We start from the raw sequence: 23,910 nt of genomic DNA on the forward strand, positions 1-23,910 counted from the left end.
AACCAGGTCGCCTTCCCTCAGATCGACGTGCGCGAGCGGCTCAGCGTCTCGACCGGGTACGGCGTCGCCGAGATCGTCGTGCACGGCGATGCGGACCTCGTCGGCAAGACCCTCGGTGAGTCCGGGATCCGCGAGCGCGACATGACGGTGCTGACCCTGCACCGCGGCACCACCGTGATCCCGAACCCGTTCGACCGGCACGTGCTCCAGGCCGAGGACCGGCTGCTCTGCTTCGGCAAGCTCGAGGAGATGCGCTCGATGATCCCGGCCCGGCCGCGACGTCGGGCGCGGGTCAAGAAGCTGCCGAAGCAGCCGATCCCCGAGGCCTAGGCCGACGGCGCGACCGTACGGCACCCGTCGGCGTAGACACCGTCGAGCAGGGCGCCGATCGGCCCGGTGCCGAACGAGCACTCGCCGTCGATGATCGACAGCGCGAGCTCGTCCCCCACCTGCACGTCGTACGACGCCGTGCCCGGCCCGCCGAGGATGCCGAGGTGCCGCTCGGCGACGGCCGCGGTGGCGTCGGGCGACGTACCGGCGGGGAGGGCGACGCTGGCCCAGTCGTCGTCGCCGAGCCAGATCGAGGCGCCCGGCGGGAGACCCGCGCGCAGCCGGTGGAACAGGGTCAGCTGGTCGGCGCCGGGCAGGCCGCCGGAGGAGTGCAGCGTCCAGGAGCCCTCGGGATCGGCCTGGACGGTCCAGTCGGTCTGCGGCAGGTCGCCGTAGCGCTTCTCCAGGCCGGGCAGCGCGGCCAGCAGCGCGTCGACCCCGGGCGCGGTCGTCACGGTCATCAGGGTGCGCACGTGGGGCGCGGCGTCGACGTCCTGGGTCTCGAGGTCGACCCGGGCGGACTCGCGCTCCAGGACGGGGACCGCCCGCTGCGCCGCGGCTCGGACGTCGTCCAGGTCGGCCTCCGGCTCGAAGCTGCGCAGGTGCACCACGTCGTCGCGCCAGGTGATGTCGAGGTCGCCCTCCTCGGCGTGGTGGGTGCCCGCGAAAGCGGCGTACGTCGTGGCGACCACCTCGACGACCGCCGACGCCTCGGCCTCGGGCTCCAGCGCGACGGTGAGCGCGAGCTTGCCGGAGTCGAGCGTGATCGGCTCGGTGTAGTCGAGGTCGGCCGACGCCACGCTGGGCAGGTCGGCCAGCCGCTCGCGGAGGCTGTCGGCCTCGCTCGCGTGGCTCGGGTTGGCGCACGCCGCGACGAGGGGCAGCAGGGCGCAGGTCAGCAGGGACAGCACGAGGGGCGGCTTCACCGTCTCACCGTGCTCCTCGGGAGCGGCGAGCGCATGAGTACGGATCTCTAGGGCGCGGCTCGCACGTCGGCGTCTGCTGCGCGGGCTTTGCGACTCGATCTGGCGGCGTTGTCGCAGACTCGACGGGCCTCCGGCCCGCCTTCGCTGCTCCGCCTTGCCCGATCGGCCGCAAACCCCGCTCGCGACGACGCCGACGTGCGAGCCGCCCCCTAGCGCCAGTCACCGGTGAGCGTCTCGTCGAGCGCGGCGTCGATGAGGGCGACGAGCGACTGCTCCCCGGCGGAGGGGTCGATCCAGCGGCTGTAGGCGTACTCCGCGGCGGCGAGGACCAGGTGCACGACCAGGCCCGAGCCGTGGCGGTCGGCGGCCAGGCGGACCAGCTCGCCGCGGTCGGCGTCGGCGATCAGGGTCACCCGGGAGCCGAGCTCGGGGGCGGTGAGCATCGCCGCGCGCCAGCGGCGCAGGTCGGTGTCGGCGGCCTCGGCGGTCCGGCCGCGGATCGCCGCGGCGAGGCCCCGGGCGACGGGCTCGTCGGCCGGCCGGGCGGCGTACGCCGCGAGGATGTCGGCGCTGCTGGCGAGCAGCGGCTGCAGGAGCAGGTCCTCCTTGCTGGCGACGTGGCGGAAGTAGGTGCTCGTCGAGACGCCCGCGGCGGTCGCGATCTGCTGCGTGGTCACCGCGGCGAAGCCGTGCTCGGCGAACAGCCGCCAGGCCGCGTCCTGGATCTCGTGGCGCACCCGGGCGCGGTTGCGGGCGCGCAGCGAAGGCATGCGGGCAGGCTCGCAGGTTGCGGAGCGGCTCGCAAGTTGATAGAAACTCCCAACTTGCAATCAACTCCCAACAAGGAGAGGTGCCGTGGACGAGACCTTCGACGTCGTGGTGGTGGGCTCCGGTGCGGCCGGGCTGGCCGCCGCGATCACCGCCGCCGGGCACGGCCTGCGTGTGGTCGTGCTGGAGAAGTCCGAGCGCTGGGGCGGGACGACGGCCCGCTCGGGCGGCGGGGTCTGGGTGCCGGGCAACCCGGCGGTCCGCGCGCACGTCCCGGCCGGTGACCTCGACGAGGCCCGGCGCTACCTGCACGCGATCGTCGACGAGGTCGACCCGGACCGCATCGACACCTTCGTCGACCGCGGTGCCGAGGCGATGGGCTACCTGGCCGAGCACTCCGCGCTCGACCTGGCCTGGGTGCGCGGGTACGCCGACTACTTCCCCGAGGCGCCGGGCGGTCGCGCCGCCGGACGCTCGGCCGAGCCGCGGCCCTTCGACGCGCGCCGGATCGGCGACGACCTGGCCACGATGGAGCCGTTCTACACGAAGACGCCGCTCAACGTCGTCGTCCTCCAGTCCGACTACCGCTGGCTCAGCACCGGGCGCCGGCACTGGCGCGGCCCGCTCCACATGGCCCGGATCGGGCTGCGCTTCGCGTGGGCCCGGCTGCGCCGGCGCCGGCTCGTCGGCCTGGGCAGCGCGCTCGTCGCCTCGCTCATGGTGGGCGTGCGTGAGCGCGGTATCCCGGTCCGGCTCGGGACGCCGATGACCGGGCTCGTCGAGGAGGACGGCCGGGTCGTCGGCGTCCGGACCGGAGACGGGTCCGTGGTGCGGGCGCGGCGCGGAGTGGTCCTCGCGTGCGGCGGCTTCGACCACGACGCCGAGCTGCGTCGTACCCATCAGCGGGAGCCGGCCGGGCCGGAGCTCTCGCTCGGCGTCGCGACCAACACCGGCGACGGGATCCGGGCGGCCCAGGTCGCGGGCGCCGCCACCGACCTGATGGACGACGCCTGGTGGGCGCCGTCGATCCCGCTGCCCAAGGGGCCGTGGTTCGCGCTGTCCGAGCGCTCGCTGCCGGGCGGGATCATCGTCAACCGGCACGGCGAGCGGTTCATGAACGAGTCGCTGCCGTACGTCGAGGCGACCCACCGCATGTTCGGCGGGACCTACGGCCGCGGCGCCGGGCCGGCCGATGCCGCCGAGAACCTGCCGTGCTGGCTGGTCTTCGACCAGACCTACCGCGACCGCTACCTGTTCGCCGGCGTCCAGCCGGGGCGGCCGCTGCCGAAGTCGTGGCTGGCCGGCGGCGCCATCACGAAGGCGGCGTCCCTGGACGAGCTCGCCGCCGAGATCGGGGTCCCCGCCGCGGGGCTGGCCGCGACCGTCGCGCGGTTCAACGCCTTCGCGCGCGACGGGGTCGACGCGGACCACCACCGCGGGGAATCGGCGTACGACCACTACTACGGCGACCTGACGAACAAGCCCAACCCGAGCCTCGGCGCCCTCGTGGAGGCGCCGTTCTACGCCGCCCGGATGGTGCCCGCGGACCTCGGCACCAAGGGCGGCATCCGGACCGATCCGCGGGCCCGCGCGCTGCGCGCCGACGGGACGCCGGTCCCCGGGCTGTACGCCGCCGGCAACACCAGCGCCGCCGTCATGGGCCACACGTACGCCGGCCCCGGCGCGACCATCGGCCCGGCCCTCGTGTTCGGCTACCTGGCCGCGCTCGACTGCGTCGAGACGCCCGATCGGGCCTGAACGGCGTGGGGCAGGATGAGCCGCATGACTGACGCACCCGCGGAGCTGGTCCACCTCGAGGTCGCCGACGGCGTCGCGACCATCACCCTGGACTCGCCCCACAACCGCAACGCGCTCTCCCGCCAGCTCGTCACCGAGCTGATCGCCCACCTCGGTACCGCCGACGCGGCGGACGACGTACGCGTCGTCGTGCTGCGCTCCTCGGGCCGGGTGTTCTGCTCGGGCGCGGACCTCTCCGAGGCCGCGACCGTCCCGATGCACGAGGGCGCCCGCGCGATCGTCGGCCTGCAGCGCCAGATCGTCGCGCTCTCGAAGCCCGTCGTCACCGTGGTCGAGGGCGCGGCCCGCGCCGGCGGCATCGGCATCGTGGCCGCCTCCGACATCGTGGTCGTCGCCGACGACGCCACCTTCGCGCTCACCGAGGTCAAGCTCGGCCTGACCCCGGCGGTCATCTCGCTCACCGTCTTCCCGCGGATGACCCCGCGCGGCGCGGCCCTCACCGCGCTCGGCGGCGAGGTGTTCACCGGTGCCGAGGCGCGCGACTACGGCCTCGCGACGTACGCCGTCCCGGCCGCGACGCTCCAGGCCCAGGTCGACGAGGTCGTCGGCCAGATCGCGACCGGCGCCGCCCAGGGCCTGCGCGAGACCAAGAAGCTGCTCGGTGCCGAGCTGCTCGAGCGTATCGACGCCAAGGGCGAGGAGCTCGTCGAGCTGAGCGCCCGGCTGTTCGGCTCCGACGAGGCGCGCGAGGCGATGACCGCGTTCCTCTCGCGCAAGAAGGGCTAGGCCGGGGCTAGAAGTCGAGGAACCCGGCGACGACCTCGTCGACCAGGCCGTCGTCGCCGGGCGTCCCGTAGAAGTAGACCGAGCCGTAGCCCCAGAGGTACTCCTCGACGACGTCCTCGAGCGGCCCGTCGACCGGCCAGCCGTCCTCGTCGACCTGGAACAGGAAGCGGTGCCCGTCGGCCTCGACCGCCGCGGCGTACGACGGCTCGTCCTGGATGAGCACGGGCGCGTCGGCGATCCGGACCAGGGCGGGCGCGTGGCCGGACGCCGGGACGAGGGCCGTCGAGCGCAGCCCCGGCCAGCCGAGCCCGGTCCGGTCGCCGCGGGGCGAGGGCGGGTGGACGAGCGCCCGCATCGCCATCGCCGGGTAGGTCAGGTCGTCGTCGCCGATGTCGAAGCCCGCGCGCAGGAGCACCGAGACCTCGCGGCCGGCCGCCCACGGGGCGCACCCGGCCGGCAGCGTCAGCACGTAGCGGTGCGTGCTGAGCCAGGGGTGGTCCTCGACGGCCCGCGGGGGTGCGCCGCCGAGCCGGCCGCCGTCCGCGATGTCGGGGAGGGCGGGGGTGAGGTCGAGATTCATCGGCCGGCTCCGCTCCGCCAGGCGCGGGGCCCGGTCCCGTGCTCGCGGGAGAACGCGCGGGAGAACGCCGCCTCGGAGGCGTACCCGACCGCGCGCCCGATCGCGCCGACCGGGTCGGTGGTCGTGGTGAGCAGCTCGGCGGCGCGGGCCAGGCGGATCCGCTGGAGGTAGCGGCCCGGCGGCTCGCCCACGAGCCGGCCGAAGCGGGCCGCGAACGCCGCCCGGGAGAGCATCGCCAGGTCGGCGAGCTGGTCGACGGTCCACGGGTGCTCGGGCCGGAGGTGGATCGCGGTCAGGGCGGGCCCGAGCTGGCGGTCCAGGGCGGCGACCAGCCAACCGCTGCCGCCGGCGCCCGCACTCTGCTGGGCCGACCAGGCGCGCAGGGCCTGGATGAAGAGCAGGTCGAGGATCCGCGACACCATCACGTGCGAGCCCGGCCGCGGGTCGCCGACCTCGACGGCGAGCAGGCGGGCGCACAGCGGGAGCCAGTCGGGGCCCTCGGCGGAGCGGATGAGAACGGCGGGCGGCAGCACCGCGAGCACCGGCGCGGCCAGGCCCTCGTCGACCAGGAACCGGCCGCTGAGCCACTGCGCGCCTGGCCCCGGGTGGAGCCGGTGGGCGCCGCCGCGGGCCATCAGTGCGAGGTCGCCGGCGGCGACCTCGACGCTCGTGGCGCCGTCGCCGGTGCGCAGCTCGACGGTGCCGGTCACGACCAGGTGCAGCACCCGGTCGCCGCGCGGGTGGCGTACGACGCGCCGGCCCTCCTCGCGGACCGAGGTCACGTCGGCGCCGCGCAGGTGGATCATCTCGAGCACCGCGGACAGCGCGTCGGCCGGCGTGTCGCCCGGCGTGTCGGTCAACGCGTCGACGCCGTCAAGCGGAACGGCAATGTTTTCAGGCGCCACGGGCATGGTTCCTTGCTCGGTCATCTCGTTAGCGTGGCAGCACCCTACTTCAGCGCCGACCGGCGCACCACGACCGAGGAGCCACCATGTCCACTCCCACCATCGTCCTCGTCCACGGCTTCTGGGGCGGCGCCGCGCACTGGGCCAAGGTGATCGTCGAGCTCGACCGCCGGGGCCACCGCGGCCTGCGCGCCGTCGAGCTCCCGCTGACCTCGCTGGCCGACGACGCGACCCGCACCCAGGAGCTGGTCCGCCAGGTCGACGGACCCGTCGTCCTGGTCGGGCACTCCTACGGCGGCGCGGTGATCTCCGAGGCCGGCAACCTGCCCAACGTGGCCGGCCTGGTCTACGTCGCGGCGTTCGCGCCGGACGCCGGCGAGAGCGCCGGCCAGATCAGCGAGGAGCACCCGCCGGCGGCGTTCGCCAACATCGAGCCCGACTCCGACGGGCGGCTGTGGATCAAGCCGGACCTCTTCGGCGAGAGCTTCGCCCAGGACCTGCCGGCCGAGGAGACCCTGGTCATGGGGGTCACCCAGAAGGCGCCGCTGGGCAGCACGTTCGGCGACACCGTCACCGACCCGGCCTGGCGGCACAAGCCGTCCTGGTACCAGGTCTCGGCCGACGACCGGATGATCCACCCCGACAACCAGCGCCGGATGGCGGCGCGGATGGAGCCCCGCGGCACCGTCGAGCTCGCCGCCAGCCACGCCTCGCTCGCCTCGCAGCCCGCGGCGATCGCGGACCTGGTCGAGGAGGCGGTTCGCAGCGTCACCCTCTAGAACCTGTTCTAGTTCTGGCCTAGGCTGCGCGCGTGGACTTCGCGATGGTGACCGCCTACCACCCGATCGACCAGCTGGTCCCGCTCGCGCGGGCCGCCGAGGAAGCGGGGATCAGCGCGCTCAGCCTGGCCGACCACGTGGTAGACCTGGAGACGATCCAGACGCCGTACCCCTACACCTCGGACGGGCGGCGGCGCTGGGAGACCGACGTCGACTGGCCCGACCCGTGGGTGACGATCGGGGCGCTGTCGCAGGTGACCACGCGGATGCAGTTCTTCACCTCGATCTACGTGGCCGCCATGCGCAACCCGTTCATCGTCGCCAAGGCCGTCGGTACGGCGGCCGCGCTGTCCGGCGGCCGGGTCGCGCTCGGTATCGGCGTCGGCTGGTGCCGTGACGAGTTCGAGCTCCTCGAGGAGGACTTCGCGACCCGCGGGCGGCGTACCGACGAGGGGCTCGACCTCATGCGCGAGCTCTGGGAGCCCGGCTGGACCGAGTTCGCCGGCGAGTTCTACCGCTGCGAGCGCCTCGTCATGAAGCCCGAGCCGCCGGGCCCGATCCCGGTCTGGGTCGGCGGCATGTCCGACGTCGCGCTGCGCCGCGCGGCCCGCAACGACGGCTGGATCGGCGACATGGCGACCGTCGACGAGGCGATCGCGATCGGCGAGCGCCTGCGCGAGATGCGCCGGGCCGCCGGCCGCGACCCCGAGGAGCCGTTCGCGGTCGCCCCGGCGCTGACCGACGCCCTGCTCCCCGAGGACTTCGCCCGCGCCTCGCGCGGCGGCGTCACGATGTGCCTGACGATGCCGTGGATGTACTACTACCCGCAGCACGCGCCGCTGGAGCAGAAGCTCGACGGCATCGCCCGGTTCGGCGCGGACGTCATCGCGCCGACGCGCGCGCTGCTGGCCGGTTGATCCTGCCGGGGTCCGCCCGGCTCATCCCTCCAGGTAGGTCGTCAGCGCGGTGACCAGCGTCCGGTGCGCGCGGTCGGTGTCGACCGTCGTACCGAACTGCTCGTCGGCACGCAGTCCGCGCAGGGCACTGGGCAGCAGCGCGGCCACGTCCGAGGCGCGGTCGGCGTCGACCGGTGGACCGTCGAGCGTGGCGAAGAAGTGCAGGAAGGCCTCGGCCCACAGCTCGTCGAGCCTCGCCAGCGAGGCGGACGTGCGCGGGTGCGACTCGGCGAGGACGTCGAGCGGCCGGGGAAGCCCGGCCCGGACGGTCTCGATCGCGACGCCGTACGGCGAGGCGAGCACCGAGCGGTAGAGCTGGGCCACCTCGGCGACCCGGCCCTGCACGGTGGCGCTCTCCGGCGCGGCCCACAGCTGGGGTCCGGCGTCGATGATCAGCTCGACCACCGAGGACCAGAACCCGTCGGAATCGCCGAAGAGGTTCTGGACCGAGCCCCAGCTGAGCCCCGCCTCTTTGGCGACCATGTTGATGGAGACGGTCTCCGGTCTCCCGGTTCCGAGCATCTCCAGCGCGGTGGAGAGCAGCTTCTCGCGAGCTGCCACCCCTCTTTTGTTCGGTTTGCGCGGCGGAGCCGCAGGCGTCGTTCTCATCGTGTTCCCCCCTAGGACGCAGCGATGCCTTGCTGATATTCAACCAACAACCTGGCAGCGCGCTACGGCTCTGTCCCGGCCTGTAGAGTTGGTGGCTTGCCGCATCGGGGATGTGGTGGTCAGAACACGAGTGCGGACGGTAGGGGTCACGTCGGTGGCAGACGAGCTGGTGGAGCGCGAGGTCGCGGAAGAACAGGCCTTCGTCGACCGGGTCTATCGGCAGCTGGAGCAGGCCGGCAAGGCCGCCCAGTCGCTCGCCCGTGAGGGGCACTCGCGTGCCCACCTCGGGCACGAAGGTGGTCTGGTCGAGCGGGACGCGATGGTCTTCCAGGCCGCGAAGCGGATCGCCCAGCTCGACGCCGCCCACGAGGGCCTGGTGTTCGGCCGGCTCGACCTCGACGCCGCCGTCGACGTCCAGCCCCGCTACGTCGGCCGGATCGGCCTGCGCGACGACCAGCACGACTCGCTGCTGATCGACTGGCGCGCGCCCGCCGCCGCGGTGTTCTACCAGGCGACCGCGGCCGAGCCCCAGCACGTGTTGCGCCGCCGGGTGCTGCGCAGCGCCGGCCGCTCCGTCGTCGGGGTCGAGGACGAGCTGCTCGACGCCGACGGCATGGCCGTCGCCGAGGAGGCCGGCCGCGCGCTCCCGATCATCGGCGAGGGCGCGCTCATGGCCCAGCTCTCCCGCGCCCGCGACCGCTCGATGCACTCGATCGTCGCGACCATCCAGGCCGAGCAGGACAAGGCGATCCGGGCGCCCTCCAAGGGCGTCGTCAGCATCTCCGGCGGCCCGGGCACCGGCAAGACCGTCGTCGCCCTGCACCGCGCGGCCTTCCTGCTCTACACCGACCGGCAGCGCTACGAGCGCGGCGGCGTCCTCGTCGTCGGCCCCTCGGGCGTCTTCATGCGCTACATCGAGCGCGTGCTGCCCTCCCTCGGCGAGACCGCCGTGGCCCTGCGCAGCCTCGGCGAGGTCGTCGACGAGGTGCGCGCCACCCGCCACGACGAGCCCGCCGTCGCCGACGTCAAGGGCTCGGCGCGCATGGCCGAGGTGATGCGGCGTACCGCCCGGCAGCAGGCGCCCGGCAGTCCCCGCGAGTACCGCGTCTTCTGGCGCGACGACCGGCTCGTGCTCGACCGCGGCCGGCTCGGCCAGGTCCGCCGCCAGCTCATGTCCCAGGGCCTGCGCAACAAGCAGCTCCCGCGCGTGTCCAACGCCCTGCTCGACGCGCTCTGGCGCCAGGTCCGTGGCGAGCGCGGCCGCGACCAGGGCCGCGAGAAGTTCAACGACGACATGCTCTCGCGCCAGGACTTCCTCGACTTCGCGCTGTCCTGGTGGCCGCCGCTCGACGCCGCCACCGTGCTCTGCTGGCTGCGCGACCCCGAGCTCCTCGCCCGGGTCTCCGAGGGCATCCTGAGCGCCGAGGAGCAGCGCCTCCTCGCCAAGTCCTGGGCGGGCCTCGACCCCACCCGCGCGATCAGCGGCCAGATCTCCATCGAGGACGTGCCCCTGCTCGACGAGCTCCGCTACGCCCTCGGCGACGTCCCCCAGAAGGCCGACGACGAGCGCGACGACCCGCTCGCCCTCATCGAGGGCGCCGTCGACATCCAGGAGCTGATGACCGCCTCGGAGCGCGAGTACGCCCCCGCCGGCCGCGCCTGGCGCCCCCCGGTGAGCAGCATCGAGGACGACGGCTACGCCCACGTCCTCATCGACGAGGCCCAGGACCTCACGCCCATGCAGTGGCGCATGGTCGGCCGCCGCGGCCGCACCGCCTCCTGGACCATCGTCGGCGACCCCGCCCAGTCCTCCTGGCCCGTCCCCGCCGAGTCCGACGCCGCCCGCGCCGAAGCCCTCGAGCGCAAGCAGATCCACCGCTTCCACCTCTCGACCAACTACCGCAACTCGGCCGAGATCTACGCCCACGCCGCCGCCTACGCCGAACGCGTCGGCCTCGACGCCGACCTGCCCGACGCGGTCCGCCGTACGGGCGTGCCTCCGCGCGAGGTGGTCCTCGCCGACGGCGCCGACCTCGAGTCCGCCACCCGCGCAGCCGTCCTCGAGCTCGCCGAGGCCGTCTCGGGGACCGTGGGCATCGTCGTACCGGTGGCCCGGCGCTCCGAGGTCAACGCCTGGCTCGCCTCCTGGCCCGAGCTCGCCGACGACGCCGCCGGCGCCCGCGCCGCGGTGGACTCGTCGGTGACGCCCTCGGGGGACGACCGGGTCGTCGTACTGACGGGGTTGGACACCAAGGGGCTGGAGTTCGACGGCATCGTGGTGGTGCGTCCTCAGGAGATCGAGGACGAGTCGCAGACGGGGCGGGCGACGTTGTACGTCGTACTGACTCGGGCGACGCAGCTGCTCACGACGATCAGCTGAGAAAAGTCCGAGTGCCCCGGCTGGCTTGCCGGGGCACTCGGGCTCAGGATCTCGTGGCTGTCACTGATCGCTTCTCGTGGTGATCGAGAAGACGTGGAGCCGCGGCTGGTCACAACCGGACGCCGTCGTCGTGAGCGTGGCGCCCGTGCTGGGCAGGGTGATGCTCTTGAGCGGACGACCCTTGAGGCCTGCCAGGACGTCGATCTCGATCACGTACAGGCCGGCCGGAGCGTTGACGACCGTTGCGGTGGCGCCACTGACGAACCGGTTGACACTGATCGCCGGCGCAGGGTCGTTGGTGGCGGTCAAGGGGTCGCGCCACTCGGGAACCGTGTACGGGACCATGTAGTTCCGAACCGATGGTTCCCCACCGCCCTCGGCCAGCTGCCGCAGGTCGAACTGGCGCAAGAGCTCCGGGCTGACGTTGCCGCACGACGCCGCGACCAACAGGTCGACGTGGTCCGCGACGACATTGGGAAGGGAGATCTCCTGGCCGGCCGCGATGACGTTGTCGAGCCCATCGGCGCCCTGTGCCGGGATCGCGAAGGTCGCCGTCGCGGGCGCGCCCGCATTGTCACTGAACGTGGCCGTGAGGTTCTGGCCCGGCACGACCCCGGCGGCGGCGAGAGCCTGCTGGGAGAGAGCTCGGTTGGGCTGGGCCGGCTGGCTGCCCACCGCAGGTCGAGCCGGCTCTAGCCCCATCGGGTTGAACCAGCTCTCACTCACGATGCCGTCGTTGTTGAACGCCGCCTGCAGCGAGGAGTACTCGCCGGACCGGATCTGTGTCAGGCGAAGATAGTCGAGCTTCACCGTCGCCGGAGTGGAAGCAGAGGCGTCAGGGAACCTGATCTTGACCTTGTTGGGCCCGGCTTGGAGCTGGTAGCCGCCCAGCCCCACGTACTTCCGACCGTTGAGCTCGGCATCGGTGCTGATGGGAGCTTCATCGAACTCCTGGGCATTCTCGATGGTGAAGGTCGCCTTGCCACAAGACGGGCAGGTGCCGAGCTCGGCCCCGAGGGCGTAGTAGCCAGGCGCGGTCGGGTTGATCTCGACCTCGGCGTATGCCTCGGGGCTCGACGCGTTCATCGTCAGGTACTGGCCCGTTCCCGGGGCCGGGGTCGTGCTGCCGTCCGGCAGGACACCGGTGAGCGTGACCGGTGCCGACGCGTTGCCGGACGTCGCGGCTCCGGACGCCTCGCCTTGGACCCGGTTGTTGGCTACGTTGCCCGGAAGGTCGCCGCGGCTCGGGTAGAAGGTGTAGGTGACAGTGCTCGTGCGGTTGTGGGCGAGGTCGAAGCCGTAGACGGTGAGCGTGTTGGGCACGCCGGGCTTCAGGTTGGTTGCCGGGAGAGTGATGGTCCCGTGGTTGGCCTGTCGTGCCTGGTAGCCGGGCCCCGTAGGAATGCACGTGCTGTCGGGAACGTTGGGCGGTGCACCGTTGAAGGCGTAGGCGATCGCGCTCGCTTCCGCATTGGGGATGGTGATCGTGAAGTTGCCGCCGGTCGTCGACGAGTTGCCCCAGTAGTCCTCGGGGAAGTCGTCGCTGGAGATGACGACGTCCTTCGGCGGGGTCCTGTCGACGGTGAACCGCCGATTTGCGGTGACCGACGCTCGTTCGGTCCGCCTGACCGTGGAGCCCACGGTTGTGGGCTGGCTGACGCGGGCCCGCCAGGTGTAGGTGCCTTCGGCGATGCTGGGCCACGTGTATGAGTCCGCGCTGCTCCAGTCGACGGGGCGTCGAGCGATGATGGTCGTGGCGTCGCTCTGGAAGAGCTCGAACATGTACTGCAGTCCGGCCTTCTGGGTGCCGACCTCGGTGGCATCGACGGATGTGGTGATCGAGCCTCGCGAGTAGACCGTGGTGCCGCAGGTGACGACGCCACTTGCGGTGTAGGAGTTGATCGTGGGTACGAAGCCGTAGAGGACGGTCAGCTTGGTGTCATTGGCGAACTTCTTCCACAGGAGGGCGTCGCCCTCGGACGGCGCCGAGAGGGAGAACTGCACCCAGTCGTCCTCGGCCTTCGCTCGGTCCTCGAGGTACTGGCGCACGTTCTCGTTGCCGAAGGTGATCCACCCCTCGTTGTTGCCATTTCGTCCCGCCGAGCTGGCGATCTGCTGCAAGCGTGCGCCGAAAGGACCGGGGTAGTTCGTGCCGGCCGTGAACGGCTGTGCCTTGGTCAGATTGACCGGCTGCGCTGCGGAATCAGCGCTCCAGACCTGCTTGGCCTGCACCGATGCGTCAAAGACGACGGGGTCGGCGCCGGCGACCTTGAGCGGGTCGATCTGGAACGAGAAGAACGATCGCGCGTTGCCCTGGGTGCTGTTGTTGCACTCGGCCCAGCCGCAATAGCCGACGCGCATCACCTGGTTGGCGGCGTCGTAGTAGTCCCAACCCTTGGAGTGAACCGTGAGGTAGTGCGAGTTGCCCTTGCCTGTGATGGCCGGGTCGAGGTAGAGCGGGTAGACTGTCGCGGGGTCGGCGAGCGCGGTCGCCGGGGGCGCCAGCTCGATGCTGACAGTGGACTCGACGCCGGCCTTCTTGTCGGCCTCGGGCTCGTTGATCACTGCCGGCTCGAGCTCATGGACGACGCCGGTGCCGGACGAGCTGGCGTTGGGACGGTCGTTTCCCACGCCGCCGCCCGAGGAGTCCCAGGCGATCGGAGGCGGGCTGACCAGAGCGATGTCGGTACTCGAGCTCTCCGCGACGACGGCGCCCTCGGCGGTCATCGACAGGTCGAGACCGGCCGACGATCCGGTGAACTCGGCGGGGTCGGCCTGGAGCGCCGCGGCGGCGGCGGGAGTCTTGACAACGAGCGCGTCGGTGTAGCCGTCTGGGTGCGCTGTGAAGACCAGGTCGACACCGGGACGTACGTCGGGGTAGGTGACCTCGCTACCGCTGATGACGGGCGCGGGCAGCGGCCCGTCGTTCCAGGTGAAGGTGATCGAATGGTCGCCCTCGCCAGTGGTCACCGCCTCGTTGCTGCCGCCAGGGGCGAATTCGACGGGGATGGTGATGGCCTTGGGACGGATCGATCCGTCAGAGGCAACCTCGAGGGTGGTGTCGATCGGTTCCCATTCGCCGTTGATGTCCGTGCGTACCGGCTCGCGGTGCGCCTCGAGCTTGAAGGCTCCCCCAGGCTGCGCCACCACCTGGTTGGTCTGCGTCGTCAGGGACGGGACCTCGACCTCCTCGCCCGTTGCGGCTGCCTGCGATGCTGCCTGCGCCATGTCCTGGGCCTGATCTGCGCTCGCCGGGTCTGCGGGACCTGACAGGTCGGCATTGGCGGGCGCCGCGATGGCGGCACTGGGCGACATCGGCAGCATCGCCAGCCCTGATGCGGCAACGGCGAAGGTCAAGCCCACGCTCATGGACCGCAGCCGATGCGGCCGCTGGAACACGGTTCTGGTGGTCACGGACTACTCCCTCTCTCTGCGACTGGTCAGTGGTGGTTATGCCAAGCCGCGACCACAAGATAAGCGCCAGGGGTGACACGGGTACGCCAAAGTAAAAACGAGTGAAAAAAAAGGCACACTGAGCGGTGGCCTCTTGGTACTGTGCCGCCACCGCATTCCCATGGTGCGGGCGAACCGAGGCGGAGTCTCGGCTCGGTCGTCGTCGTCCGGGTGGAGAACATGCGCTCACGCATCAGCCTGCTTGTCCTCATCGCGCTGGTGATCACCGCGCTCCAAGTCGCGCCGGGCGCGCCGTCGGCGGCAGGCAAGGACAAGCCGTATGTTCCGGCTGCCCAGCGTTACAAGCCGGTCCCGCACAGCCAGGCGGGCAGGTCCTGGGGCCGTCCCCCCGCCTCGGGTACGCCGAAGTCGGTGAGCAAGCGCGGCAGGCTGCCGAGCGCCTGGACAGTCATTCAGACCGCAGAACCCGGCAAGGCCGCCGGCATCGATCAGGTCGACCAAGCTGGCGCGTGGGACGGAGCGCCGCTGGCGGGGGTGCGCGGGGCTGGCCGGGCGGGTTCGGACCTTGATGGTCGGTACCGGGTAGGACTCGTCGACCCGAAGGTCGCCGCGAAGCTCGGAACTCCTGGTCTGGTGTTTGCCGTGACGGCCGAGGAGGGTTCGGACACCCGAGCGGAGTTCGCTCTCGACTACGACGAGCTCGCCCGGGTGGGCGGCAACGACTGGGCATCCCGTCTGCAGCTCGTGACGCTACCGGGGTGCGCCCTGACCACCCCGGAGCGTCCCGCATGCCAGACGCAGACTCCGCTGGCCGACAGCGTCAACGATGGAACTGATCGTGAAGTGTCGGCGACCCTGGACGACGTTCTCGTGGGCGAGGTCGAGACGCCGGGTGCCCCGGCGGATCCCGCCGACCCGACTCCGAGCGCTGACCCCAGCGCACGCGCGGCTGTGCCCAGCAGCTCAGCCAATGCCACCGTGGTCGCCGCCGTGGCCGGCCCGGGCGGTTCTCAGGGCGACTACACGGCGAGCAACCTCGAGCCGTCGGGTTCGTGGAGTCATGGTGGCTCGTCCGGCAGCTTCAACTGGAGCTACCCGGTGACCGTCACGCAGCCCGCGGCGGGCGGAGTCGCTCCCGGAGTCGCCCTCGCCTACAACTCGGCGGCCGTCGACGGACTCAGCTCCAACAGCAACCCGCAGTCGTCTTGGACCGGACTGGGCTTCGACTACCAACCCGGCTACATCGAGCGGACCTTCCGCAATTGCAAGGAGGTCACGCCTTCGTCGACCGACAAGGGCCTGTGCTGGGCCGGTGGCGACATCCTCACGCTGCGGTTGCCCGGAGGTGGCACGCAGGCGCTCGTCGTCGACAGCACGACCGGCAAGATCCGGCCCGAGGGCGACGGCGGTGAGCGCATTGAGCGCCTCACCGGTGCCCAGAACGGCGGTCAGGGCGGGGAGTACTGGAGGGTGACCACCACCGACGGCACCCGCTACACCTTCGGCGCCAACGTCCTGCCCGGTGGGACGACGGCGAAGGCGACGAAGTCGGCGTGGAACGTGCCGGTCTACGGTGGCACCGCGGCCGACGGATGTGCCGCCAAGCGATGCACCCGTACGTGGCGGTGGAACCTCGACATGGTCGAGGACACCCATCGCAATGTCGCCGCCTACTACTACGCGAACGAGGTCGGCTACTTCGTCCCGTCTGGCACGACGACGCGCACGGCGTACGACCGCGGTGGCTACCTCACCCGGATCGACTACGGCATCACCAACGCCAGCAACTCCATCTACGGGGTCGCCAACCCGCCGAACCGGGTCTCCTTCACGGTCCAGGAGCGGTGCAACCCGACGGGCGCGATCACCTGCACCGATGCTCAGTTCGTGGTGGCGAACAGCAAGAACTGGCCGGACGTCCCCGTCGACCAGAGCTGCACTGCGACCGGCGGTACGTGCACCATCAACTGGCCCACGTTCTGGACCCGCAAGAAGCTGTCGAACATCACCGCTAGCTACTACAGCGGCACCGCCTACGTGAACGTCGACTCCTACGCTCTCGCCTACACGTGGAGCCAGAGCTCCTCGACGCAGACCCTGAACCTGGACCGGATCACCCGGACCGCGACGACCGCCGGGCAGACCCTCGCCCTGCCGCCCGTTACGTTCGGGTACCTGACTCTCGACAGCCGGGTCAAGGGCTACAAGGCGCTGCCCGACATGGGCTACGACAGGCTCACCCAGATCGTCGCCGAGACCGGGGCGCGGACGCAGGTCGTCTACAGCGACGGTGCGAACCTTCCCTCCCTGTGGTGCTCGGTGGGCAACATGCCCGCGGCGCCGGACGACAACGACCGTGCGTGCTACCCGGTCAACTGGGTGCCTCCCTTCCAGACGTCGCCCACGCTCGACTACTTCCACAAGTACGCCGTGATGTCGGTCGTCGAGATCGATCCCAACAATCTGACGCCGATGCAGCAGACGAAGTACACCTACAGCAGCCCCGGGTGGCACTTCGACGACAACGAGGTCGTCAAGGCGGCCCGTCGTACGTGGTCGCAGTGGCGTGGCTATCGCACGGTCGAGACGGTTACCGGTGATACCAACAACAACTCGCCCAACGGCACCAGCGACCAGACCACGCGCTCGAGGACCACCTACTACCTGGGCATGAACGGAGACCGGCTCTCGGGCGGCGGCAACCGCAACGTCGAGTTCACCAACTCGCGGGGACAGCAGATCACCGACACCGACGCCTTCGCCGGCATGCCCGCCGAGATCCAGGGCTTCGATGGCGCGACGGAGGTCTCCAACACGCGCAACACCCCCGACGTGCTCGTGACCACTGCCACTCGCAACCGCAGTGGACTGCCGGACCTCAAGGCTCGCGTCGTCCAGACCGTCAAGACGGTGGACACCGCGGTCGGCACCGGTGCTGGCGCTACCGACCTGGTCAAGACCACAGCAACGACGTTCGTGCCTGCGTCGGCGTCTGAGACCTTCATCCAACGGCCGGACAAGGTGACCGTCAGCGCCACGGGCGGTACCGGCGCTGCGACCACGACCTGCACCAAGACCACCTACGCAGACAACGCCACGACGTGGGTTCGCAATGCGCCCGCTGAGCTGTCGGTCTACGCGCAGAACTGTGACTCTGGCGCAGAGCTGGTCTCTCGCAGTCGTTCGTACTACGACGGAGGTTCCGCGCTGGGGGGCGCCAATGTCAGCGCCGGTGACGTGACGAAGACGGAGACCGCCACGCGCAACGACAGCGGGAGCATCCGCTACGCCACCGCGACAGCGACCTTTGACACGGCTGGCCGGGTCAAGACACAGACGGTCTACCCGGATGGGGCCACCGTGCTGACGACGGCTCGGACGACTTCGTACGCCTACGGCACGAGCGCCGGCGGCATGCTCACCGATGTCACGACGACCCTGCCGCCCATGCCCGGAATCACCGGAGCGGTCACGACCACGCGGACACTCGACCCTGCGCGAGGCGTCCCGCTCAAGTCGACCGATGCCGCCGGGCGCATCACCACGGCGACGATCGACGCGCTCGGCCGGTACACGGCCGTCTGGAATCCCGGACGAGCACAGGCAACGCAGACCGCCTCTGCCACGTACGCCTACCAGTTCGGCACCGGTGCGCCGCTTGCTGTGACGAGCAAGGTTCTCGTCGCTCCCGGCAACGGCGACACTCCTGGATACGACACGACCGTCGTCATCCTCGACTCACGAGGAATCCCGCGGCAGACCCAGACCGACGCCCCAGGAGGGGGGCGAGTGATCACCGACTCCTTCGTCGACTCTCATGGCTGGGTGGTTCGCACCAACGACGGCTGGTACACGTCGGGCGCTCCGTCTTCCACCGTTCTCACGACGGCTGACGCGAACATCGACTCCCGCACGACCACGCTCTACGACCGGGCGGGCCGGACGACGAAGACTCAGCGGTGGAAGGGATCTGCGGCCCAACCGGAGACCACCACCAGCATCATCCATGGCGGGGACCGCACCACTGTGCTGCCTCCCAGCGGCGCGGTCGCGACGACCACCCTGGTCAACGGCTTCGGCCAGACGACGGAGCTGCGCCGGTACACCGAGCCGGTGACGGCCTCGTCCTTCGCCAGCGCGGACAGCAACCGGACGACGTACTCCTACGCTCCGACAGGCGGCGTGGCATCGATGTCGACGGCCGCGGGGACGGCGAAGAGCGCGACCTGGACGAACACCTACGATCTCCTCGGCCGCCAGGTCACCGCCGACGATCCCGACAGTGGCGTGTCCACGACCAGCTATGACGATGCCGGTTCACCGACATCGACGACGGACGCTGCGGGGCGCATCGTCTCCTCGACCTACGACTCGTGGGGGCGTCCGACCGCCCGATATGCGGGTTCCCCCGCCTCGGGACGCAAGACCGCGTCCTGGACGTACGACACCTTGGTCAAGGGCGAGCTCACCTCCACCAGCTCCTACGTGGTGGACCAAGCCAGCAGCCAGAGTCGGACTTACACCAACACGGTCCTCGGCTACACGCCGGCGGGACAACCGACGGGCACGGAGCTGGCGCTCGACGTCCCCGGGTTGCTCCCGAAGTACGCGACCCGTCGTACCTACAACCCCACTGGCCTGCCCGCGACCACCACGCTGGCGCCCACGCGTGACTCGGCGATCAACCAGGGGATGTACTTCGAGAAGCTCACTCACTGGTACACCCCCCTCGGCCTCGAGGAAGGCCTGACGGGAGACAACGCCTATCTCACCGGCGCCACCTACACGCCGCTCCGCGAGGCGAGCCAGTACGTCCTCGGCGTCAACGACGCCACCAGTGCGCTCACCTACACCCGTGATCCGCACAACCGGTGGATCACCAACACCTTGATGACGGGCCAGTTCGCCCAGCCGCAGATCCAGAACGTCGCCGCGACGTTCGACAAGGTCGGCAACACCACCCGTGTCGTCGACACCCAGGGTCCGGCCGGCGCGCCCACGCAGACCACCTGCTACCGCTACGACAGCCTGCAACAGCTCACCGACGCCTGGAGCGCGACCGACAGCTGCGCCGCGAACCCTTCGGACTCCGTGATCGGGGGAGTGACCCCGTTCTGGGAGTCGTGGACCCACGACGCCGCCGGCTCACGTACAACGCAGACGATCCACGCGTTGCCGGGGAGCACTGCCGACGACGCCGTCACGACGTACGACAACGGCGTCAGCGGACATCCGCATGCGCTGAGTTCGGCAACCACCTCAGGCAGTACGGCAAGCAGCGATACCGGGGTCGTCGCCAGCATCCCGTCGACGCAGAGCGCGACGTACACGGCGACGGGTGCCACCGACACCATCACCTCGCCTGCAGGAGACATGAAGTTCGGCTATCGAGACGATGGCAGTCTGGGCACCGTCACCGCGCCCAACGGTGACACGACTGAGTACGTCAATGACGTCGATGGTGCGCACCTGCTGCGGATCGATCGCCGGGGCAGCACGACGGAGACGACGCTCTATCTTCCGGGCCAACAGCTCACGCTGAGTGAGACGGGTGGGAGCAAGACTCTCGCTACGACCAGGTACTACACCCTTGCGTCTGGCCAGCAGGTCGCCATGCGCAAGAACGAGAACAACCCGGTCTTCACGCTCTCCGACCCGCACGGCACCACACAGCTGACCTATGCCGCGTTCAGCTCCTCGACCACACCCGTGGTCGAACGCCGCGCCTTCGACCCGTACGGCAACCCGCTCGGTGCCGACGAGCCGGAGCCGTGGATCGACGACCGGACCTTCCTCAACAAGCCCGAGAACCCGGTCACCGACCTGGTGGACATGGGTGCTCGCTCGTACGACCCGGCCACCGGCCGATTCACCAGCGTCGACCCACTGCTCAACCCCGCGGACCCGACGCAGGCCAACGGCTACAACTACGCGAACAACAACCCCGTCACGTACTCCGATCCGACTGGCCTGTATCCCCTGTGCAACGGGGAGCCGTGCGTCAACTCAAATCGCGACCCCAAGACCGGTGCCTGGTCGGTTGGCAAGCAGCCGCCACCGTCCTCGTCCGGAGGCAGGCCGCCGACGACGTCCGGGGCCGTCTACTACGTCCCGGGATTCGGATACGTCGGGCCCGGTGCGAAGGACGTTCCTGTTCGTGACCGACAGGGCGACGACGAGAGCGGTCTCACCCTCAGCTTCTCCGGTTCCAATCCGATTTCTCGCGCTCTCAACAGCCTGAACTTCGGACCATCCATCCAGAAGGGGATGCGTGACCTTCTCATCGGCATCATCACTTCGCCCGTGCAGGACGCGAAGGGCTGCGTCATCGACAAGAGCAAGTCCGACTGCGCGTGGCTCGCTGCCGACATCGCGCTCGCAGCGGTCAGTGGAGGCATGGCAGCGACGGCAGCGAGGGCGGCACGCACCGCGCCCGCAGCAGGAAAGGGTGGACTGAGCCTCTTCCACTACACTGACGAAGCCGGCATGCGAGGAATTCTTGACAGCGGAAAACTAAACCCGTCCTTGAAAAAGGTCAGTCCTAAGGACGCACGGTACGGCGATGGTCAGTATCTCACCGATATTCTTCCCGGGACGAAGACTTGTGCTCAGCTTTCGGCCTGTTTCCTGGGCATTCCGTTTCAGGGTCGGAAGTTCACCAACTTCTTGGAGATCGACGTTTCAGGTCTGAGCATTGTCAAGGGGCGGGAAGGGGTGTACGTGAATCAGTCTGGGGAGCCGCTGGACATCACCAAGCGCCTTGTTAGTGCAGGGTGGAACTAGTGAGGTACCAACGCGTCCATTGGCGACACGGCCTCGCGGAGTTTCCCGTTGTGCTGTTCAGCGAGATTGACGGTGACGGCTGGGAGACTCGAAAAGTCGACGAGTACGCAGACGGTCATCTCGACCTCGCTGGCAACGGTATTGAAACCGGAAGGACGTTCCTAGGGCTGGATCGAGTGCCGTCCCTTGACGAAATCAACGATGACCGTCAGTTCTTGGCAGAGGAGATCACTGCGGAAGAGTTCGACACAGTTTGGAGCAAAGCCATGGAATGGTTCGAGCTGACCTAGGCCTGTTGACCGCGGGTCCCACGGAGGTACCCAGAACTGAAACGCGCCCGCCATGTGGTGATTCGGTCGGTGAGGCGACCCCAGTCGGTGTCGCCGAGAGCGCGCTCTCGGCGACATGTGATGAGGGACTCTCTGCAGAGGTCATGCTGGTCTCGCACCGTGGAGGTCGACCATGCCACGCAGACGGGAGTGACGTGCGGCTTCGAGGGTCCGCCGGCCCCGATGCTGCCGACACTGACTGGGCACTCTGTCGGTCCCGTCCGATAGGACGTACGATCCGCGCCATGGAGCGCCGCGACGACGACGGCCCCGACGACCCGGGAGCCGTCGCCTGGACCCAGGCCGATCACATCCCCGACGACGCGCGCCGGATGGGCCTGAGCCGGTCGGTCCCCGACGGCGCGATGCTCGAGCTGGCGGGGGCGCTGGACAGCCGCAAGCGCTCGCACCGGGTGGTGGCGTGGGTGCTGCTGTTCGCGTTCGCGGTGCCGGTGCTGCTGAGCCTGCTCAGCCTGCTGCGCTGACGGCTGCCTCCAGGGCGGGCAGGCCGCCCTCGTTGACCTCGTGCCAGAGGCTCTTGGCCAGGTAGACGGCCTCGTGGCGCTCGGGGCGGCGCAGGCGCACGCGCCAGCCGGAGTCCGCCTCCACGTCCACCACCCAGGTACGACGGGCGGCGAACGGCCCGAGGACGTGCGGGCGCAGCCACCGCATCCAGCGGGGGACGCGCACGCGCACGCCGAGGCGGTCGCCGTTGCGCTCCAAGCGGGCCCCGCCGGGCTCGATCGCGATCGTCACCCGTACGCCGTCGGGTCCGTGCGCGTCGTCGAGGTACTGGCGAGCCATGGCGGGAGCCTAGGGGGCGCCCCCGCGGGCCGTTGTGCAACCTGCCAACGGCCCCGCGCAAGGTTGTGCAGGCGGCCCGAGAGCGGTGGGGTGCCCCGCTGCGACCGTTGACGGTACGACGACGAAGCCGTCGCCCGATCCGAGGAGGCACCCGATGGCGAAGTACGCAACGTGTGGAACGGACGGCACGACCGTTCCCTGGCGCGACAAGAAGCGCTACCTGTGGATCCTGGGACTGGTCGTCCCGGCCACGCCGCTCGTGGGGATCGCGCTCTTCGAGGCGACCGACCGCTCGTTGTGGTTCTGGTTGACGCCGGTGGTGTTCTTCGCGCTGATCCCGCTCATCGACCTCGTCGCCGGGTACGACAGCACCAACCCGCCCGACGACGTGATCGAGGCGCTGGAGAACGACCGCTTCTACCGGTGGGTGACCTACCTCTACCTCCCTGTCCAGTACGTCGGCTTCGTCATCGCGATGTGGTTCCTCGCGACCGCGGACCTGACCGTGGCGGCCAAGGTGGGCCTGGCGATCTCGATCGGCGTGGTCGGTGGCGTCGCCATCAACACCGCGCACGAGCTCGGGCACAAGCGGGAGTCGGTGGAGCGCTGGGCGTCGAAGATCGCGCTGGCGCAGACGTTCTACGGCCACTTCTACATCGAGCACAACCGTGGGCACCACGTCCGGGTCGCGACGCCCGAGGACCCGGCGTCGAGCCGGATGGGGGAGAGCGTCTACCGGTTCTGGCCGCGCACCGTCGCCGGCTCGCTGAAGAGCTCGTGGGAGCTCGAGGCCAAGCGCTACCAGCGCAAGAGCACGCACCCGTTCCACCTCGGCAACGACGTGCTCAACGCGTGGCTGATGACCGTGGCGCTCTGGGGCGGACTCCTGCTCTGGCTCGGCCTGGCGTACGACGTGAACCCGCTCGGGCTGCTGCCGTACCTCGTGCTGCAGGCGGTCGTCGGCTTCTCGCTGCTCGAGGTCGTCAACTACATGGAGCACTACGGGATGCTGCGCCAGAAGGTCGGTGCGGAGGGCAAGCAGCGCTTCGAGCGGGTCACGCCGGCGCACTCGTGGAACTCCAACAACATCGCGACCAACGTGCTGCTCTACCACCTGCAGCGGCACAGCGACCACCACGCGAACCCGACCCGTCGCTACCAGACGCTGCGCGACTTCAAGGACGCTCCCGTGCTGCCGACCGGCTACACCGGCATGATCGTCGTGGCGCTGTTCCCGCCGGCGTTCCGGGCGCTCATGGACAAGCGCGTCGTCGCCCACTACGACGGCGACATCCGCCAGGCCAACGTGCTGGCGAGCAAGCGCGAGAAGCTGCTGCGCAAGTACCCCGTGCCGGCCGAGGTCGTCGCCGCGGAGGCCGCCGTCCAGGCCGACACCAGTGCCCATGAGTTCGAGGGCGAGGTGCTCGCCGCGCAGTGCCCCGGCTGCCAGTACACCTACGAGGTCGCGGAGGGCAACGAGCTCGAGGGCTTCGCCGCCGGCACGGCCTGGAAGGACATCCCGGACGACTGGTGCTGCCCCGACTGCGGGGTGCGCGAGAAGGTCGACTTCAAGGCCGTCGAGCCGCGGCACAAGGTCGGTGCGTGATGCGGATCGTCGCGGACAAGGCCAAGTGCGAGGGCCTCGGGATGTGTGAGTCCATGGCCAACGACTACTTCGAGGTGGACGAGGACGACGAGCTGGTCCAGGTCCTCGACGAGGCGCCGCCCGAGGCCGACCGGGCGCACGTGTTCGCCGCCGTCCAGGCCTGCCCGGTGCTGGCCCTGACTCTGGAGGGCTAGGGC

Annotated in this window: 18 protein-coding genes; 11 read left to right on the top strand and 7 right to left on the bottom strand. The window is 70.3% G+C overall.

All coding sequences use genetic code 11. The features are described 5' to 3' along the window. The first annotated feature begins 27 nt into the window (after positions 1-27). Complete coding sequence (locus tag CCO04_RS30065; protein WP_374196953.1) at positions 28-330, top strand: cation:proton antiporter regulatory subunit; 303 nt, start codon at positions 28-30, stop codon at positions 328-330. On the opposite strand, the gene CCO04_RS01315 is transcribed toward CCO04_RS30065, so the two are convergent. After that, the gene (locus tag CCO04_RS01315; RefSeq protein WP_215812288.1) at positions 327-1,256 is read right to left on the bottom strand and encodes a hypothetical protein; all 930 of its coding nucleotides are present in this window, start codon (positions 1,254-1,256) and stop codon (positions 327-329) included. The genes CCO04_RS30065 and CCO04_RS01315 overlap by 4 nt on opposite strands. Before the next feature lie 209 nt (positions 1,257-1,465). Further along, on the bottom strand, positions 1,466-2,026 hold the full coding sequence (locus CCO04_RS01320) for a TetR/AcrR family transcriptional regulator (protein ID WP_215812289.1): 561 nt from the start codon (positions 2,024-2,026) through the stop codon (positions 1,466-1,468). 85 nt (positions 2,027-2,111) lie between these two features. On the opposite strand from CCO04_RS01320, the gene kstD reads away from it, so the two are divergent. Together kstD and CCO04_RS01330 are read left to right on the top strand one after the other, a co-directional pair. Next, entirely contained in the window at positions 2,112-3,782 is a 1,671-nt protein-coding gene (kstD, locus tag CCO04_RS01325) for a 3-oxosteroid 1-dehydrogenase (RefSeq protein WP_215812290.1), read from the top strand. A gap of 24 nt (positions 3,783-3,806) precedes the next feature. After that, positions 3,807-4,568 carry an enoyl-CoA hydratase-related protein gene (locus CCO04_RS01330; protein ID WP_151583154.1) on the top strand — a complete coding sequence of 254 codons (762 nt, stop codon included), beginning with the start codon at positions 3,807-3,809 and terminating at the stop codon, positions 4,566-4,568. 7 nt (positions 4,569-4,575) lie between these two features. Here the strand turns inward: CCO04_RS01330 and CCO04_RS01335 are convergent, their stop codons facing one another. Continuing rightward, entirely contained in the window at positions 4,576-5,148 is a 573-nt protein-coding gene (locus tag CCO04_RS01335) for a hypothetical protein (protein ID WP_215812292.1), read from the bottom strand. Continuing rightward, positions 5,145-6,077, bottom strand: coding sequence for an AraC family transcriptional regulator (locus CCO04_RS01340; RefSeq protein WP_215812293.1), 933 nt, complete (start codon positions 6,075-6,077; stop codon positions 5,145-5,147). The genes CCO04_RS01335 and CCO04_RS01340 overlap by 4 nt, the downstream gene beginning before the upstream one ends. A 62-nt stretch (positions 6,078-6,139) precedes the next feature. Here CCO04_RS01340 and CCO04_RS01345 point away from each other — a divergent pair, with 62 nt between their 5' ends. Then, a complete protein-coding gene (locus tag CCO04_RS01345) occupies positions 6,140-6,832 on the top strand; it encodes an alpha/beta hydrolase (protein ID WP_215812294.1) in 693 nt (230 codons plus the stop codon). 32 nt (positions 6,833-6,864) lie between these two features. Beyond that, the gene (locus tag CCO04_RS01350) at positions 6,865-7,749 is read left to right on the top strand and encodes a TIGR03619 family F420-dependent LLM class oxidoreductase (protein WP_215812295.1); all 885 of its coding nucleotides are present in this window, start codon (positions 6,865-6,867) and stop codon (positions 7,747-7,749) included. 21 nt (positions 7,750-7,770) lie between these two features. Here CCO04_RS01350 and CCO04_RS01355 read toward each other — a convergent pair whose 3' ends face one another. After that, positions 7,771-8,349, bottom strand: coding sequence for a TetR/AcrR family transcriptional regulator (locus CCO04_RS01355; protein WP_215812296.1), 579 nt, complete (start codon positions 8,347-8,349; stop codon positions 7,771-7,773). A 202-nt stretch (positions 8,350-8,551) separates the two neighbouring features. On the opposite strand from CCO04_RS01355, the gene CCO04_RS01360 reads away from it, so the two are divergent. Continuing rightward, positions 8,552-10,777, top strand: coding sequence for a UvrD-helicase domain-containing protein (locus CCO04_RS01360; protein ID WP_215812297.1), 2,226 nt, complete (start codon positions 8,552-8,554; stop codon positions 10,775-10,777). 60 nt (positions 10,778-10,837) lie between these two features. Here the strand turns inward: CCO04_RS01360 and CCO04_RS01365 are convergent, their stop codons facing one another. Next, positions 10,838-14,191 carry a hypothetical protein gene (locus tag CCO04_RS01365; RefSeq protein ID WP_215812298.1) on the bottom strand — a complete coding sequence of 1,118 codons (3,354 nt, stop codon included), beginning with the start codon at positions 14,189-14,191 and terminating at the stop codon, positions 10,838-10,840. 219 nt (positions 14,192-14,410) lie between these two features. Between CCO04_RS01365 and CCO04_RS01370 the strand changes: the two genes are divergently transcribed. From CCO04_RS01370 to CCO04_RS01380, 3 genes are all read left to right on the top strand, one after another. Next, positions 14,411-20,974, top strand: a complete 6,564-nt coding sequence (locus CCO04_RS01370) for an HYD1 signature containing ADP-ribosyltransferase family protein (protein ID WP_252372669.1) — start codon at positions 14,411-14,413, stop codon at positions 20,972-20,974. Beyond that, positions 20,974-21,264: a hypothetical protein gene (locus CCO04_RS01375; RefSeq protein ID WP_374196933.1), complete on the top strand. Its 291-nt coding sequence runs from the start codon at positions 20,974-20,976 to the stop codon at positions 21,262-21,264. Before CCO04_RS01370 ends, CCO04_RS01375 begins: the two co-directional genes overlap by 1 nt. Before the next feature lie 284 nt (positions 21,265-21,548). Continuing rightward, positions 21,549-21,788, top strand: a complete 240-nt coding sequence (locus CCO04_RS01380; RefSeq protein ID WP_215812301.1) for a hypothetical protein — start codon at positions 21,549-21,551, stop codon at positions 21,786-21,788. On the opposite strand, the gene CCO04_RS01385 is transcribed toward CCO04_RS01380, so the two are convergent. Next, positions 21,772-22,107, bottom strand: a complete 336-nt coding sequence (locus tag CCO04_RS01385) for a hypothetical protein (RefSeq protein ID WP_215812302.1) — start codon at positions 22,105-22,107, stop codon at positions 21,772-21,774. The two genes, CCO04_RS01380 and CCO04_RS01385, sit on opposite strands and share 17 nt — an antisense overlap. Before the next feature lie 154 nt (positions 22,108-22,261). Here CCO04_RS01385 and CCO04_RS29455 point away from each other — a divergent pair, with 154 nt between their 5' ends. Together CCO04_RS29455 and CCO04_RS01395 are read left to right on the top strand one after the other, a co-directional pair. Next, positions 22,262-23,713, top strand: coding sequence for a fatty acid desaturase (locus CCO04_RS29455; protein WP_215812303.1), 1,452 nt, complete (start codon positions 22,262-22,264; stop codon positions 23,711-23,713). Further along, entirely contained in the window at positions 23,713-23,907 is a 195-nt protein-coding gene (locus CCO04_RS01395; protein WP_215812304.1) for a ferredoxin, read from the top strand. Before CCO04_RS29455 ends, CCO04_RS01395 begins: the two co-directional genes overlap by 1 nt. Positions 23,908-23,910 lie beyond the last annotated feature (3 nt).

Origin of the sequence: Pimelobacter sp. 30-1 (assembly GCF_018831735.1) — a bacterium.
Lineage (GTDB): Bacteria > Actinomycetota > Actinomycetes > Propionibacteriales > Nocardioidaceae > Nocardioides.

What these genes read in the sequence shown, in the direction of transcription:
- CCO04_RS01320 (WP_215812289.1), bottom strand. Translation starts at nt 2,026, where the DNA reads ATGCCTTCGCTGCGCGCCCGCAACCGCGCCCGGGTGCGCCACGAGATC.
- CCO04_RS01330 (WP_151583154.1), top strand. Translation starts at nt 3,807, where the DNA reads ATGACTGACGCACCCGCGGAGCTGGTCCACCTCGAGGTCGCCGACGGC.
- CCO04_RS01335 (WP_215812292.1), bottom strand. Translation starts at nt 5,148, where the DNA reads ATGAATCTCGACCTCACCCCCGCCCTCCCCGACATCGCGGACGGCGGC.
- CCO04_RS01340 (WP_215812293.1), bottom strand. Translation starts at nt 6,077, where the DNA reads ATGACCGAGCAAGGAACCATGCCCGTGGCGCCTGAAAACATTGCCGTT.
- CCO04_RS01345 (WP_215812294.1), top strand. Translation starts at nt 6,140, where the DNA reads ATGTCCACTCCCACCATCGTCCTCGTCCACGGCTTCTGGGGCGGCGCC.
- CCO04_RS01370 (WP_252372669.1), top strand. Translation starts at nt 14,411, where the DNA reads ATGCGCTCACGCATCAGCCTGCTTGTCCTCATCGCGCTGGTGATCACC.
- CCO04_RS01380 (WP_215812301.1), top strand. Translation starts at nt 21,549, where the DNA reads ATGGAGCGCCGCGACGACGACGGCCCCGACGACCCGGGAGCCGTCGCC.
- CCO04_RS01385 (WP_215812302.1), bottom strand. Translation starts at nt 22,107, where the DNA reads ATGGCTCGCCAGTACCTCGACGACGCGCACGGACCCGACGGCGTACGG.
- CCO04_RS29455 (WP_215812303.1), top strand. Translation starts at nt 22,262, where the DNA reads ATGGCGAAGTACGCAACGTGTGGAACGGACGGCACGACCGTTCCCTGG.
- CCO04_RS01395 (WP_215812304.1), top strand. Translation starts at nt 23,713, where the DNA reads ATGCGGATCGTCGCGGACAAGGCCAAGTGCGAGGGCCTCGGGATGTGT.